Source organism: Streptacidiphilus anmyonensis (assembly GCF_000787855.1).
Classification (GTDB): domain Bacteria; phylum Actinomycetota; class Actinomycetes; order Streptomycetales; family Streptomycetaceae; genus Streptacidiphilus; species Streptacidiphilus anmyonensis.
Genome location: NZ_BBPQ01000008.1, coordinates 19339 through 32958 on the forward strand (window position 1 = coordinate 19339; position 13620 = coordinate 32958).

Sequence of the window (13620 nt, forward strand, 5' to 3'; positions counted from 1 at the left end):
CCGGCCGATCCGTGGAGGGGAAGGTGCACATGACCGGGCAGTCGGCCGTCGGCGCCGTGCTGGCGCTGCTCGCGCAGACGCTGCACCTGCTGCTGCCCGGGGACGGGCCGCTGCTGGCGGTGGCCGCCCTCGCCACACTCGCGCTGCTCGTGCGCTCGACCACCCGCCGGGCCCTCCGCGGGCGTCTCCGACTGCTCATGGGCACGGGAGCCGCCCGACGCCCATGGCCGCGACGCGAGTACACGTGGCACACCGCCTTCCTACCGCAGCGCGACCCCGACGCCCGCGGCCGACGCCGCCCCCGAGCCCCGTCCGCCCTGCTCCGGGCGGTCACCGACCGGGGCTGGACGGGGATTCTCCCCCGTTTCTGACCCCGCGCGACCGCGCGCCGACATGCGCGCCGCCGTCTCCGTGCCGCCCTTCTGCGTCCGCACACCATTGCGTCACGCGACGCCGTCGAAGGGTCCTTTCGTCATGCACGTCTTCCTTGCCCTGCCCGCGCTGTCCCCGTTCGCGCTCCTCGACCCGGTGGCGCGGGAGGCCGGGCGGCTCGTCGCCGCCCTGTCCCAGCTGGTCCCGGCCGCGCTCGCGGTGGTCCTGTTCACCGTGGGCATCCGACTGCTGCTCCACCCCTTCGCCCGGGCCGCCGCCCGGGGCGAGAGGACGCGCGCCCGCCTCGCGCCGCGCGTCGCCGCGCTGCGGAAGAAGCACGCGCGCGATCCCGAGCAGATGCAGCGTGAGCTCTCCGCGCTCTACCGGGAGGAGGGCGCGTCACCGCTCGCCGGATGCCTGCCCGTGCTGCTGCAGATCCCGGTCTTCTCGGTGATGTACCGGCTGTTCACGGGGGTCGCCGACCCGACCGGCCAGGCCCTGCTCGCGCACACGCTCCTGGGCGTGCCGCTCGGCGCCCACCTGGCCGTGGCCGGGGCGTCCCTGCCCACGGCGCTGGTCTTCGGCGCGATCCTGCTCGGCCTGCTCGCCCTGGGGTATCTCAACTACCGCCGAGGACAGCGCCTTTCGCCGCAAGGACCGCGCCTGCGGCACTGCTGCCGTTCGGCACGGCCCTGTTCGCACTCCTGCTGCCGCTGGCCGGGGCGCTGTACCTGCTCACCACGACGGCGTGGACGTTCGGCGAGCGCACCCTGCTGATGTAGCCGACGGGGCTGCTACTCCGGCCAGGCGTCGGCGATCAGCTTGCGGGTGTCGCCGAGCATCTGCGGCAGCACCTTGACGTGGCCGACGACGGGCATGAAGTTGGTGTCGCCGCCCCACCTCGGCACGATGTGCTGGTGGAGGTGGGCGGCGATGCCGGCGCCGCCGGCCGAGCCCTGGTTGATGCCGATGTTGAAGCCGTGGGCGTTCGAGGCCTTGCGCAGGGCGGTCATGGCCTGCTTGGTGAGCTCGGCGATCTCGACCGTCTCGTCCGCCGTCAACTCCGTGTAGTCGGCGACGTGGCGGTACGGGACGGCCATCAAGTGGCCGCCGTTGTACGGGTACTTGTTGAGGACCGCGTAAGCGTGGACGCCGCGGCGGACGATCAGGCCGTCCTCGTCCGTCATGGCGGGGATCGCGCAGAACGGGCAGCCGTCGTCGGGCGCCGGACCGGTCGGCTTGGACTCGCCCTGGATGTAGGCCATCCGATGCGGGGTCCACAGGCGCCCGAATCCGTCGGGGACACCCGCTCCGTACTGCTGCTCCGGCTCCGTCGTCATGCTGATCAGCATAGACGTGAGGGCGGTCCCGTCGGGACCGCCCTCACGTTCGGATCAACTCGTCAGACCTGGACCCGGCGCTCGACCACGTCGACCAGCTTGGCCAGGGCGTCGGCACGCGCGATGCCGTTCTCCTGGGAGCCGTCGCGGTAGCGGAAGGAGACCGTGCCGGCCGCCATGTCCTCGTCGCCGACGATGATCATGAACGGGGTCTTCAGCTTCTGATGGTTGCGGATCTTCTTCTGCATCCGGTCGCCGGAGGCGTCCACGTCCACGCGCAGGCCCTTGGCCTTCGCCTCGCGGGCGAACTCCTGGAGGTACTCGACGTGGGCGTCGCCGATCGGGATGCCCACCGCCTGGACCGGGGCCAGCCACGGCGGCATCGCGCCGGCGTAGTGCTCCAGCAGGACGGCGAAGAAGCGCTCGATCGAGCCGAAGAGCGCGCGGTGGATCATGACCGGGCGCTGGCGCGAGCCGTCGGGCGCGGTGTACTCGAGGTCGAAGCGCTCCGGCAGGTTGAAGTCGACCTGGATGGTCGACATCTGCCAGGTGCGGCCGATCGCGTCCTTGGCCTGGACGGAGATCTTCGGGCCGTAGAAGGCCGCGCCGCCCGGGTCCGGGACCAGCGGAAGGCCCTGCTTCTCGGCGGCCTTGCGCAGCGTCTCGGTCGCCTCCTCCCAGACCTCGTCCGACCCGATGTACTTCTCCGGGTCCTTGGTCGAGAGCTCCAGGTAGAAGTCGTTCAGGCCGTAGTCGCGCAGCAGGTCCAGCACGAAGGTCAGCAGCGAGTCGAGCTCGTCCGCCATCTGCTCCTTGGTGCAGTAGATGTGCGCGTCGTCCTGGGTGAAGCCGCGGGCGCGGGTCAGGCCGTGCACGACGCCGGACTTCTCGTACCGGTACACCGTCCCGAACTCGAACAGGCGCAGCGGCAGCTCACGGTAGGAGCGGCCACGCGCGTCGAAGATCAGGTTGTGCATCGGGCAGTTCATGGGCTTGAGGTAGTAGTCCACGCCCTCGTCGAGCTGCATGGGCGGGTACATGCCGTCGGCGTACCAGTCCAGGTGGCCCGAGGTCTCGAACAGGGTGCCCTTGGTGGCGTGCGGGGTGTAGACGAACTCGTAGCCCGCCTGCTCGTGCCGCTTGCGCGAGTAGTCCTCCATGGCGCGGCGGATGATGCCGCCCTTGGGGTGGAAGACCGCGAGGCCGGAGCCGATCTGCTCGGGGATCGAGAAGAGGTCCAGCTCGGTGCCGAGCTTGCGGTGGTCGCGCTTCTCGGCCTCCTCCAGGAAGTCCAGGTACGCCTTCAGCTCGTCCTTGGACGGCCAGGCGGTGCCGTAGATGCGCTGGAGCATCGGGTTCTTCTCGCTGCCGCGCCAGTACGCGGCGGCGTTGCGCATCAGCTTGAAGGCCGGGATCAGGCGGGTGCTGGGCAGGTGCGGACCGCGGCAGAGGTCCCTCCAGCACAGCTCGCCGGTCTTGGCGTCGAGGTTGTCGTAGATGGTCAGCTCGCCGGCGCCCACCTCGACGTTCGCGCCGTCCTCGGTGGAGGCGGAGCCCTTGAGGCCGATCAGCTCCAGCTTGTACGGCTCGCCGGCCAGTTCCTCGCGGGCGGCGTCCTCGGTCACCACGCGGCGCTGGAAGCGCTGGCCGCGCTTCTGGATCTCCTGCATCTTCTTCTCGATGACCTTGAGGTCCTCGGGAGTGAACGGCTTCTCCACGTCGAAGTCGTAGTAGAAGCCGTCCTTGATCGGCGGGCCGATGCCGAGCTTGGCCTCCGGGAAGACCTCCTGCACGGCCTGGGCCATCACGTGCGCGGTGGAGTGGCGCAGGATGTTGAGGCCGTCCTCGCTGGTGATCTCGACCGGCTCGACCTCGTCGCCGTCCTCAAGGACGTAGGTGAGGTCCTTGAGCTCGCCGCCGACCTTGGCGGCGATGACGGCGCGCTCGCCCTGGAAGAGCTCGGCGGCCGTCGTGCCCGTCGTCACCACGCGGTCTTCCCGATCGGGTTCGCGACTGATGGCCACACGGACGTCCGACACCGGACTCTCCTGACTCTCGGTTCCTCATGGAAGCGCAGCGTTCGACACTGCGATCACGATGGTACCCGGGATGTCGCCCTCCTCAGGGGCGCGGGGAGCCGACTCAGTCCGTCTCGTCCTCGGCGTCGCCGACGCCCGTGGCCAGCCCCGCCCGCAGCCGCAGCGTCTTCGCCAGCCGCTCGCGCTCCCCCTCGTCCAGCTCGACCGGGGTCACCTCGGACGCGGCGGCGACGCGGCGGAAGCCGCCCTTGCGTTCCAGGCGGCCGCGCAGGCGGATGGGGACGCCGTCGAGATGCGCGGCGACGGCGACGCGGTACTCGGCGTCGGAGAGCTTGACGCGGACCTCGTCCACGTCCGCGCCGCCGAGGACCCGCAGGCGGACCGTGCCCGCGCCGCCCGGCGCCGCACGCTTGAGGCGGACGACGGCCCCGGTGAGCTCGACCTCGACGGCCGGCTCGCTGCGTTCGAGCCGCGCCGCCGCGTCCGTGAGCGCCGGCAGGTCGCCGGGCGAGAACTCCACCGTCGGACGGCGGCTGCCGAAGCCGGGGGGCGGGCCGACCTGCGCGGACCAGTGCAGGCTCACCCGCGCGCCCTCGCTGCCGCGCACCAGCAGCACGACGGAGGAGATCAGCTCCCGGCTCAGCCCGAGTCGGACGCCGTTGTCGAACGCGTCCGTGCGCCCCGTGGCGCGCTGGAGGTCGACGGCCTCGCGCAGCGCCTCCAGGGCGAGCACGAGCGTGGTGGCGGCGGGCCGGTCGGTGGGCGCCGGGGTGTAGGCGGTGAGCAGCCCCGCGCCCGTGCCGGGCGCGACGACCAGGACGCGGTCGAGGAAGCGGGCGGCGTAGCGGTCCAGCCGCGCGCCGAAGTAGGCGCAGCGCGCCCGTCCGGCCTTCGCCGCCGCCGCGAGCATCGCGGTCGCCGCCTCGCGCAGCTCCGTCTCGCTCCCCCACGACACCGCGCCGCCCACACCGGGCACCTCCCGGCGCCAGTGGATCTCGTCGCCGGGCACGAGCAGCGCGGCGAGGATGGCGCGCGCGGAGGGCACACCGGAACGGGCGAGCGTGCCGAGGCTCTCCTCCAGCAGGTCGACGCTGTCGTCGAAGCCCCGGTCGGCGGGGACGAGAAGGCTGGTGTCGGGTTCCTGGTCGTCCGGCGGCGCCCAGCGGCTGTACCGGCCGCCCGCGCCGCCGCGGCGGACCCAGCCGTGACGGGTCAGCAGGGTGGTGAGCACGTCCGGGTCGACGCGGCTCGCGTCGGGGACGGCCTGCTCGTCCGTGGTCGCGTCGGGGTCCGCGAGGGACGCGCGGGGTCCCCGCGCGCGCACGGCGGCGCGGGCCACGGGGGTCACCGCATCTGCCGTGGTGTCACGCCGCCTGGCTGTCACGCCCTCGCCTCCCGCGCCGGTGGGGTGCTGTACCGCTCGATGGCCGCCGCTTCGCGGCGAGGTGCCCTCGAACGGGTCGATCAGGGCCGTTCGCCCGCCCCCACACGCGCCATGATGGCGCACAGCGCGAGATCGTCGAAGACCTGCTGAGTCGGTATCCGGACATTCGTCCGCCGCCGCCCGGTGACGGGGTGGCCGGCCAGGTTGACCCAGTAGCAGCAGTGCCGCAGTTCCAGCCGGTCGGGCTGGGCCAGCAGCCACTGGTCGACCTCGCGCGGCGCCAGCATGACGACGAGGATCTTGTGGACCGCGACCCGGGGGTGGGCGAGTTTGCGCAGGTGCTCGTTGTCGAGCGTGAAGCCGAACGAGGGCCCGCCCGGATTCGGCGCGATCTGGTAGGTGCACTTCAGCTGGACCTTGATGGTGACCTCGTCGTCCTCGATGTGCAGGGGGCTGCCGTGGCTGAGGTGCCAGTCGATCCCGTTGTCGGGGAAGGGCGAGGCAAGCGCGCAGCCCGCCGCGGCGGCCACCGCGTGCAGATAGCCGACCTGCAGCGTCTCCATGCAGGAAGTGACGGCCAGTTGGCCGCGAAGCGTGCGCCCGTCGTCCGGTCGCTCGGCCGGCTCGGGCAGGGAGATTGCCATCACTGCCGCTCTCGGTCTGGGCGACGGGGAGGTTCTGCCCGGTCCCGGACCCCCCGTCAATTCCGGTCTTTCCACCGGCCGGTGGCATGAAACGAAAAAAGCCCGGCCGATCGAGGATTGGATGCGCAAAGTGACCGGGTATCACCCGATCGTGAGCACTTCGCGTTCCACCTGGGACGACGGAGACGGGGACGGGCAAGGCAGGGGGTCGGTGATGACGCTCTGGCACGAGGGCGCGCTCGCGTCCTTCGACACCGAGACGACCGGCGTGGACGTGGAACGCGACCGGATCGTGACGGCCGCGCTCGTGGTCCAGGAGCGGCCGGGCGGCCCGCTGCGGCGTCAGGACTGGGTCGTCGACCCGGGTCTGCCGATCCCGGCGCAGGCCACCGCCGTGCACGGACTCACCGACGCCTGGGCGCGCGAGCACGGCGCGGCGCCAGGGCCCGCGGTCGAGGGGATCGCGCGGGCGCTGGCCGAAAACGCTCGCACGGGGCGTCCGCTGGTGGTGATGAACGCCCCGTACGACCTCACCCTGCTGGACCGCGAGCTGCGTCGGCATCGGGGGCTGACGCTCGCTCAGTACACGTCCGGCTCGCCGCTGTTGGTCGTCGACCCGTGGGTGGTGGACCGCCATGTCGACCGCTACCGCAAGGGACGCCGGACGCTGACCGCCCTGTGCGCGCACTACGGGGTGCCGCTGACGGACGCGCACGACGCCGGGGCGGACGCCACCGCCGCACTGGAGTTGGCGCGTGCGATCGGCCGGCGGCACCACGGCGCCCTGGAGGGACTGAGCGCCGCCGAGCTGCATCTGCGTCAGGCGGTCTGGCACGCGGCCCAAGCCCGGGGCCTGGAGCAGTGGTTCGCCCGCAGCGGCTCGCCCGCCCGGGTCGAGCCGGCCTGGCCGCTGCGCCTGCCTCTGGAGCAGGCGGCCTGAACGACTGAAGGCCCCTCAGTTGAGGGGCCTTCAGGTACTGCACGGGTGGGCGATACTGGGTTCGAACCAGTGACCTCTTCGGTGTGAACGAAGCGCTCTCCCACTGAGCTAATCGCCCGGGCACGCAGAGAACATTAGCACTGCCTGGGCCGATGCCGAAAAACGCGTTTCCGACGGGCGGCGTTTCGCCTCGAACGAATCGAACACCAGTGCTACCGTGAAGGCATGCCCACCGTGCTCGTCCTGATCGATGCGCAGCGCGACATGCTGCTCTCCCCCTCCGTGGCCACCGCCCTCCGGGCGCTGCTCAACCAGGCCCGCAACGAGGGCGCACCCGTGGTGCACCTGCGCACGGGGAGAGAGGAACTGATGTTCGGCTCGTGGCCGGACGAGCAGATCGTCGAGCACACCGCCGACGACGCCTTCCTCGGCTCCGCGCTGACGGACGCGCTCCCGCACGGCTGCCGGATCGCCCTCGCCGGCGTGTGGAGCGAGGAGGCCGTGCGCACCACCGCGCTCGGCGCGGTCAAGCGCGGCTACCGCGTGGTGCTGATCTCCGGGGCGCACGAGGGCTACGACCCCGACGCGGCCGCCCGGATCGAACTCGAACTCGCGGCGGCGGGCGCGGTGATCGCCGGAGCGGACGCGGTCGCCTTCGACTGAGCCGACCGGGGGAACTTTGCGCACGACAAAGGCCCACAGGTCGCTGACCTGCGGGCCTTTGCATCCGGGTGGGCGATACTGGGTTCGAACCAGTGGCCTCTTCGGTGTGAACGAAGCGCTCTCCCACTGAGCTAATCGCCCGGGTGCAGGGAAAACACTACCGCATGCCGGACCGTGCTCCGGCACGCCCGGAGCCCGTCGGCGCCGGTGGCTGAAAACGACCCGCGTAACCCTCCTTGAACGACCCGTTCGCCCCCTCCGACCAGCCAGGACTGTGACGCGTGTGACGACTGTGACTGCTGAGCCGGATGGGGTATCAGCAGCGCACTAATCCGGACAGACGGGTTTACACCGGGCCGGAAGGTGGGATGGTCCGTTCGCCGACGTGCGATCCCCGAGCGCACACTGAGCGAAAGGCCTTGGCGCTTATGAACACCACGGTCAGCTGCGAGCTGCACCTGCGCCTCATCGTGTCGAGCGAGTCTTCCCTCCCCGTTCCGGCGGGGCTGCGCTACGACACGGCCGACCCCTATGCCGTGCACGCCACCTTCCACACGGGCGCCGACGAGACCGTCGACTGGGTGTTCGCCCGCGACCTCCTCGCGGAGGGGCTGCACCGGCCGACCGGGACCGGCGATGTCCGGGTGTGGCCCTCACGCAGCCACGGACAGGGAGTCGTCTGCATCGCCCTGAGCTCTCCGGAAGGAGAAGCCCTGCTGGAGGCCCCGGCGCGAGCGCTGGAGTCCTTCCTCAAGCGCACCGACGCCGCCGTCCCCCCGGGGACGGAGCACCGCCACTTCGACCTGGACAGGGAGCTGAGCCACATCCTGGCCGAGAGCTGAGGCTGCGGCGCCCGTGACCCGGGCGTCCGAAGCCCACATACCGCATTCGACAGACTGCGCAGGCGTGCTGACTCGGGGGCGCGCGGCGCGGCACAGTACGCCGCTGCGATCCACGTGATCGTGGCGGCGTCGTCTTTGCACGTCCCAGGGGGCGCGCGCGGGCGTGACGCCGACTCGGCGTGGACATGAACGACAACGGGCCGCTCCATGTAGGCTCTGCGCAACCGGTCGCGCCACGTACGGACGAGCCAGGAGCCCCGCCGTGCTGATCACCCACGACACCGAGTGCGCACTCGATGTGCTGGTGGAACTTCTGAACACCTCCCCCCAGGCCTGCGGCCAGGAGGGGCTGCCCGATCTCGCCGCGCTGCGCGAATTCGTCGTCCGGCGCGAGATGAGCGACATCGGCCCGCTCACCCAGGCCGACCTGGACGCCGTGCGCCGACTGCGCCAGGGCTTCTGGGAGGTCCTCGACGCGACCAGCACCCGGGACGCCGCCGAGCTGCTCAACGCGATGCTCGCGCGGGCCGGCACCACACCGCGACTCACCGACCACGACGGCCACGACTGGCACGTCCACTACTACGCGCCCGGCGCCGCCCTCGCCGACGGGCTGGCCGCCGAGTCGGGGATCGCCCTGTCCCTGGTGATCGTCGCCGGGGAGCGCGACCGGCTGCGCCACTGCGAGGCGCCCGACTGCGTCCGCGTCTTCGTGGACCTCTCCCGCAACCGCTCCCGCCGCTACTGCGACAGCCGCACCTGCGGCAACCGCCTCCACGTCGCCGCCTACCGGGCACGGCAGCGCACCTCGCCTCCGGCGGAGGCCGAACGCGGCGGCGTCGGCGTCGGATCGTGACACCCGCGGCGTCGTCCCCGGACGCCGCCGAGTCGGTGCGCTCGCTCGAGCTCTTCTTCGACCTGGTCTTCGTCTTCACCGTCACGCAGATCGCCGGCCTGCTGGCCGAACATCCGGACCTCGGCGGGCTGGCCCGCTCCGCGCTGCTGCTGACGATCACCTGGTGGATGTACGGGGGCTACGCCTGGCTCACCAACGCGCTCGCGCTGGACCGCACCGGACCCCGGCTGCTCCTGCTGCTCGGCACGGCGGGCTTCTTCGTGATGTCGCTGGCCGTGCCGCGCGCGGGCGGCCCGGGGCCCTGGGGCGTGGTCTTCGGCGCGGCCTACCTGGTCGTGGTCGCGGTCCACTTCGTGGGGTTCCTCGGCACCTCGGGACAGCGCGGCATCCACCGGATCGGGCCCTTCAACATCGCCAGCGCGCTGGTCGTGCTGGCCGCCGGGTTCGTCCCCGCCGAGCACCGGGCCTGGGTGTGGCTGGCGGCCTGCCTGATGGAGTGGTTCACGCCGTTCCTGTCCGGCGTGGGCGGCTTCACCGTGGGCGTCGGCCACTTCGTCGAACGGCACGGACTCGCCGTGATCATCGTGCTGGGCGAGTCCATCACCGAGGTCGGCGCCGCCGCGAGCCGTCTCGACGACCTCACCACTGTGCTGGTCGGCTCCCTGCTGGCGCTGGCGGCCACCGCGGCGATGTGGTGGCTCTACTTCGACCGCGAGGAGGAGGACAGCGCCGCCCTGCTGGAGCGGATCCCGGCCGAACGCCGACCGCACGCCGCGCTCTGGTCGTTCGGGTACGCCTACCTCGTCCTGGTCTTCGGGATCGCGGTCACGGCCGTCGGCATGCAGAAGGCGCTGGACTCCTTCACCAGCCCCCTGCACGGGCTCGCGGCGGTCCTGCTCCCGCTGGGCGTCGGGCTGTTCCTCGTGGGCATGGCCTGCTTCCACCGGGCGCTGGCCGGCGACTGGCCGCTGCGCCGCCTCGTCGCGGCGGTCGTGGTCGCGGCCGTCGGCGTCCCCGCGCTGCGGTGGTCCGGCGGCGGGGCGGCCCTGGCTGCCACGACCGCGCTGCTCGTCGGTCTCGTCGGATGGGAGCAGCGGGACCGGCCGGATCTGCGCTCCGCCGAGGCGGTCAGATCCCGCGGCGCTTGAGGATCTCCTCGATGTCCGAGAAATCGCCCAGGTCGGCGGTCGGCGCGTCGCTCCTGGCCGGCAGTGCGGCCCCCGCGGCCCCTGCAGCCCCGGCGGCCCCGGCGGCCCCGGCCGGACGTCCGGGCGGAGCGGCGGGCTTCCCGCCGCGGGCGGGCACCTGCCCCTGCCCCTTGCCGCCCTTGCCGCGTCCGCGCCCGGCGCGGACGCCCGTGGCCAGGAGCAGCAGCACGGTGGCGCCGAGCATGGCGATGCCGACCCAGACCTTCGGGTCGAAGACGAGGTGGCTCGCCCAGTGCGCGAGCGTCGTGCCGATGGTGTGGAACACCGGGATCAGGCCCGTCAGATACAGACCCGTCGGCACGAGCGCCACCGCCAGCCAGCGCAGTGCGGCCCGCCTCCGGCCCCGCACGGCGGTCAGCACCGCGATCACGACGCCGAGGGCCGAGAGTGCCATGCAGATGATCGCTGTCATGATCGTGCTCTCCTTGCTGCGGCTCGCTGCAATTCCATCCTGCCCGCTGCGTTCCCTTCCCAGAATGGGAGACTTGCGAGCATGACCGAAAGTTCCACGCCCAGGACCGTCGAGTTCTGGTGCGACCTCCAGTGCCCCGACTGTGCGACCGCCCTCGACGACGTCCGTGCGCTGCGCGCCGCGCACGGTGACGGCGTCGACGTCGTGCTGCGGCACTTCCCCCTCGAGAAGCACAAGTTCGCCTTCCCGGCGGCAGAGGCCGCCGAGGAGGCCTTCGCGCAGGGCCGCGGCTGGCCGTTCGTGGAGGCGCTGCTCGGCCGCGTGGACGAGCTGGAGCGCGGGGGCACGGGCTTCCTGGTCAAGCTGGCGAACGAGCTGGGCCTGGACGGCGAGGAGCTGGACACCGCGCTGATCGACGGCCGTCACAGCTTCACGGTCGAGGCCGATCACGCCGAGGCCAAGGCGATCGGCGTCAAGGGCACGCCCACCTACGTCGTCGCGGGCAAGCTGCTGGACGGCTCGAAGAGCCAGGACGGCCTGCGGGAGCGGATCGAGTCCCTCCTGGCGTAGCCGCCGCGGCCCGCCCGTCCCGTTCGGGGCGGGCGGCCTGTGGAGCCGCAGGGCGCTTCGGAGCACCTCCAGAGCACCTCAGAGCACCTCAGAGCGTTTTGGCGACCGCCCAGCGGAAGGGGCGATAGCCGAGGGAGTCGTAGAGCCGCTCGGCCGGGACGTTGCCCGCGTGCACGTTGAGAGCGAGCTCCCCGACCCCGGCGGCCAACGTCACCCGCTCCGCCAGCAGCATCAGCGCGCGGCCGTAGCCGCGTCCGCGGAACGCCTCGCCCACCTTGACGTTGAACACCCAGGCGGGGTGCGCCTCCCTGGTCGGAGTCGCGGTGGAGACCCAGATCGTGCCGACCGACTCGCCCCCGGCCAGCAGGTGATGGATCGAGACGCCGGGCGAGTCCAACCCCTGCGGGAACAGCCAGGCGTGGTCCGCCGCCGCCTTGGCGGCGGCCTGCTCGGGGGTGCGCCCGGTGTGCCGCACCAACGTCGCGGCGTAGCTCTCCCGATGCGCCTCCTGCCAGGCCTCGAACTCCCCTGCGGTCAGCGGCCGCGCGGTGAGACCGGCCGGCAGTTCCGGCGGCGTGGACGGGAGGTCCTTGACCATGTTGCGCCCGTTCAGCGCGTAGCCCAGGCTCCGCGTCCACCGCAGCACCCGTTCGACCTCCGGACCGTCCTCCACAGTGCTTTCGGCCCGGGTACAACCCCACGAGCGCAGGACCTCCTCGGCGGCCAGGACCGCCGTGGTGCCGCGACCGCGTCCGCGGTCCCGGTCCGCGATCGAGAGCCCGCTGATCCGTCCGCTCCCCTCCTGCGAGGCCTGGAGCTGGATGCCGCCGACTGCACGGCCGTTGACGCAGACCGTGAACGAGCGCTCCCGACTGCCGAGTTCGTCGATGCGTTCAGGGCCGGTCGGCCGCAGGGTGGTGGTCAAGCAGGGCTCCTCACGGACGTTGGCGGACGGCTCGGAGAAAGCGAGGGGTCAGGGCTCGAAGTCGGCGGCCATCCGCTCGGCGAAGACGGACATGGCCTTGGCCGTCACGGGGCCCGGCGCGCCCGGCAGTTCGCGCCGGTCGATCCTGGCGACCGCCTGGACGTCGCGCAACGTGCCGGTCAGGAAGACCTCTTCGGCCTCCGCCAGCACCGAGTACGGCAGGTCGGCCTCCTCCGCGTCGGTCCACTCCAGCACGAGCGCGCGGGTGATGCCCGCGAGGCAGCCGGAGGTCAGCGGCGGGGTGAGCAGTCGGCCGCCGAGGACGACGAAGACATTGGAGCCGGTGCCCTCGCAGAGCATTCCTGCGGTGTTGGCGAGCAGCGCCTCGCTCGCGCCGTGCTCGTGCGCGCGGGCCAGCGCGACGACGTTCTCCGCGTAGGAGGTCGTCTTCAGACCGGCGGTCGCGCTGCGCTCGTTACGGGTCCAGGGGACGGTGACGACGGCCGCGGTGTCCGGGCGGCGCGGCGTCCCGCCCACGGCGACGATCAGCGTGGCGGGGGCGTCACCCCGGTCCGAGCCGAGCGGCGCGACGCCGCCGGTGTAGGTGATGCGGAGTCGGCCGAGCGCGACCGGGTTGGCCTCCAGCACGGCCGCGCAGGCCCGCGCGACCTCGTCCCGGTCGGGCGCGGGCAGCCCGAGGCCGCGCGCCGAACGCTCCAGCCGGTTGAGGTGCCGCCGCAGCGCGAAGGCCCGCCCCTCGACGGCCTTCACCGTCTCGAAGACGCCGTCGCCGACGGTCATCCCGTGGTCGAGCACGGAGACGGTCGCCTCACCGGCGTCCGCCAGGGCTCCGTTGACCCAGATCCGCACGGTCGCTCTCCTCGCTGTGAGCCGGGCACCTCGCTGCACCTGATCTTAGTGGGCCCGGTGCAGTCCCCTCAGGGGCACGGGCCCCAGCACGCCCGCGCCACCACCGCGCGGGCGCGACAAGCCACCCCCCTCCCGCCCGCCGCCTCGCGGTAGCGGCGCCGCCCGGCCACATGCCGAAGGCTGAAGGACCGGGAGCCGAAGGGCCGAGGGGCCGAGGGTCGGGGGGCCGAGGGTCGGGAGCAGAAGGGCCGAGGCCGAGGGTCGGGGGCCGGAGGCCGAAGGTCTCGCCCGACAGCTCCGGTGGGTGTTCTGGAGGGCCGGGGAGCCGCTGGGGAGCCAGGGGCCGGAGGCCGTAGGTCCCGCGCGACAGCTCGGGTGAGGTTCCGCCCGACCTGGGGTCGGGGAGCCAAGCAGCCGAGGGGCGAAGGCCGGAGGCGAAGGCCGGAGGCGAAGGCCGGAGGCGAAGGCCGGAGGCGAAGGCCGGAGGCGAAGGCCGGAGGCGAAGGCCGGAGGCGAAGGCCGGAGGCGAAGGCCGGAGGCGAAGGCCGGAGGCGA

The 13620-nt window shown here is 72.4% G+C and carries 15 protein-coding genes and 2 tRNA genes; 8 read left to right on the top strand and 9 right to left on the bottom strand.

Going from position 1 to position 13620, the window contains the following annotated elements:
- Window positions 1-29: 29 nt before the first annotated feature.
- On the top strand, window positions 30-371 hold the full coding sequence (locus TR50_RS10770) for a DUF6412 domain-containing protein (RefSeq protein ID WP_042418455.1): 342 nt from the start codon (window positions 30-32) through the stop codon (window positions 369-371).
- A 103-nt stretch (window positions 372-474) separates the two neighbouring features.
- Window positions 475-1149: a YidC/Oxa1 family membrane protein insertase gene (locus tag TR50_RS10775; protein ID WP_160311104.1), complete on the top strand. Its 675-nt coding sequence runs from the start codon at window positions 475-477 to the stop codon at window positions 1147-1149.
- Between the two features lie 17 nt (window positions 1150-1166).
- Here TR50_RS10775 and TR50_RS10780 read toward each other — a convergent pair whose 3' ends face one another.
- The 4 genes from TR50_RS10780 to TR50_RS10795 all read right to left on the bottom strand — a co-directional run bounded on the left by TR50_RS10780 (window position 1167) and on the right by TR50_RS10795 (window position 5779).
- Complete coding sequence (locus tag TR50_RS10780; RefSeq protein WP_042418458.1) at window positions 1167-1724, bottom strand: HIT family protein; 558 nt, start codon at window positions 1722-1724, stop codon at window positions 1167-1169.
- A 50-nt stretch (window positions 1725-1774) separates the two neighbouring features.
- Window positions 1775-3751, bottom strand: coding sequence for a threonine--tRNA ligase (gene thrS, locus TR50_RS10785; protein WP_042418461.1), 1977 nt, complete (start codon window positions 3749-3751; stop codon window positions 1775-1777).
- 103 nt (window positions 3752-3854) lie between these two features.
- Entirely contained in the window at window positions 3855-5135 is a 1281-nt protein-coding gene (locus TR50_RS10790; protein WP_152648348.1) for a hypothetical protein, read from the bottom strand.
- An 80-nt stretch (window positions 5136-5215) separates the two neighbouring features.
- The gene (locus TR50_RS10795; RefSeq protein ID WP_042418464.1) at window positions 5216-5779 is read right to left on the bottom strand and encodes a DUF4365 domain-containing protein; all 564 of its coding nucleotides are present in this window, start codon (window positions 5777-5779) and stop codon (window positions 5216-5218) included.
- Between the two features lie 214 nt (window positions 5780-5993).
- On the opposite strand from TR50_RS10795, the gene TR50_RS10800 reads away from it, so the two are divergent.
- On the top strand, window positions 5994-6719 hold the full coding sequence (locus TR50_RS10800; RefSeq protein ID WP_042418466.1) for a 3'-5' exonuclease: 726 nt from the start codon (window positions 5994-5996) through the stop codon (window positions 6717-6719).
- 46 nt (window positions 6720-6765) lie between these two features.
- Here the strand turns inward: TR50_RS10800 and TR50_RS10805 are convergent.
- Window positions 6766-6837, bottom strand: a tRNA-Val gene (locus TR50_RS10805).
- A 107-nt stretch (window positions 6838-6944) separates the two neighbouring features.
- On the opposite strand from TR50_RS10805, the gene TR50_RS10810 reads away from it, so the two are divergent.
- On the top strand, window positions 6945-7382 hold the full coding sequence (locus TR50_RS10810; RefSeq protein ID WP_042418468.1) for a cysteine hydrolase family protein: 438 nt from the start codon (window positions 6945-6947) through the stop codon (window positions 7380-7382).
- 69 nt (window positions 7383-7451) lie between these two features.
- Here TR50_RS10810 and TR50_RS10815 read toward each other — a convergent pair.
- A tRNA-Val gene (locus TR50_RS10815) sits at window positions 7452-7523 on the bottom strand.
- A gap of 287 nt (window positions 7524-7810) precedes the next feature.
- On the opposite strand from TR50_RS10815, the gene TR50_RS10820 reads away from it, so the two are divergent.
- The 3 genes from TR50_RS10820 (at window position 7811) to TR50_RS10830 (ending at window position 10228) form a co-directional block, all read left to right on the top strand.
- Window positions 7811-8224, top strand: coding sequence for an SsgA family sporulation/cell division regulator (locus TR50_RS10820; protein ID WP_034091203.1), 414 nt, complete (start codon window positions 7811-7813; stop codon window positions 8222-8224).
- Between the two features lie 262 nt (window positions 8225-8486).
- On the top strand, window positions 8487-9080 hold the full coding sequence (locus TR50_RS46650) for a CGNR zinc finger domain-containing protein (protein WP_042418470.1): 594 nt from the start codon (window positions 8487-8489) through the stop codon (window positions 9078-9080).
- Entirely contained in the window at window positions 9077-10228 is a 1152-nt protein-coding gene (locus tag TR50_RS10830) for a low temperature requirement protein A (protein ID WP_052440913.1), read from the top strand. The genes TR50_RS46650 and TR50_RS10830 overlap by 4 nt, the downstream gene beginning before the upstream one ends.
- Here TR50_RS10830 and TR50_RS10835 read toward each other — a convergent pair.
- Window positions 10209-10700, bottom strand: coding sequence for a hypothetical protein (locus TR50_RS10835; RefSeq protein ID WP_052440914.1), 492 nt, complete (start codon window positions 10698-10700; stop codon window positions 10209-10211). The two genes, TR50_RS10830 and TR50_RS10835, sit on opposite strands and share 20 nt — an antisense overlap.
- An 81-nt stretch (window positions 10701-10781) precedes the next feature.
- Between TR50_RS10835 and TR50_RS10840 the strand changes: the two genes are divergently transcribed.
- Window positions 10782-11270, top strand: a complete 489-nt coding sequence (locus tag TR50_RS10840; RefSeq protein WP_042418475.1) for a DsbA family protein — start codon at window positions 10782-10784, stop codon at window positions 11268-11270.
- An 88-nt stretch (window positions 11271-11358) separates the two neighbouring features.
- On the opposite strand, the gene TR50_RS10845 is transcribed toward TR50_RS10840, so the two are convergent.
- A complete protein-coding gene (locus TR50_RS10845; protein ID WP_042418478.1) occupies window positions 11359-12195 on the bottom strand; it encodes a GNAT family N-acetyltransferase in 837 nt (278 codons plus the stop codon).
- 48 nt (window positions 12196-12243) lie between these two features.
- Entirely contained in the window at window positions 12244-13065 is an 822-nt protein-coding gene (locus tag TR50_RS10850) for an aminotransferase class IV (protein ID WP_042418480.1), read from the bottom strand.
- Window positions 13066-13620 lie beyond the last annotated feature (555 nt).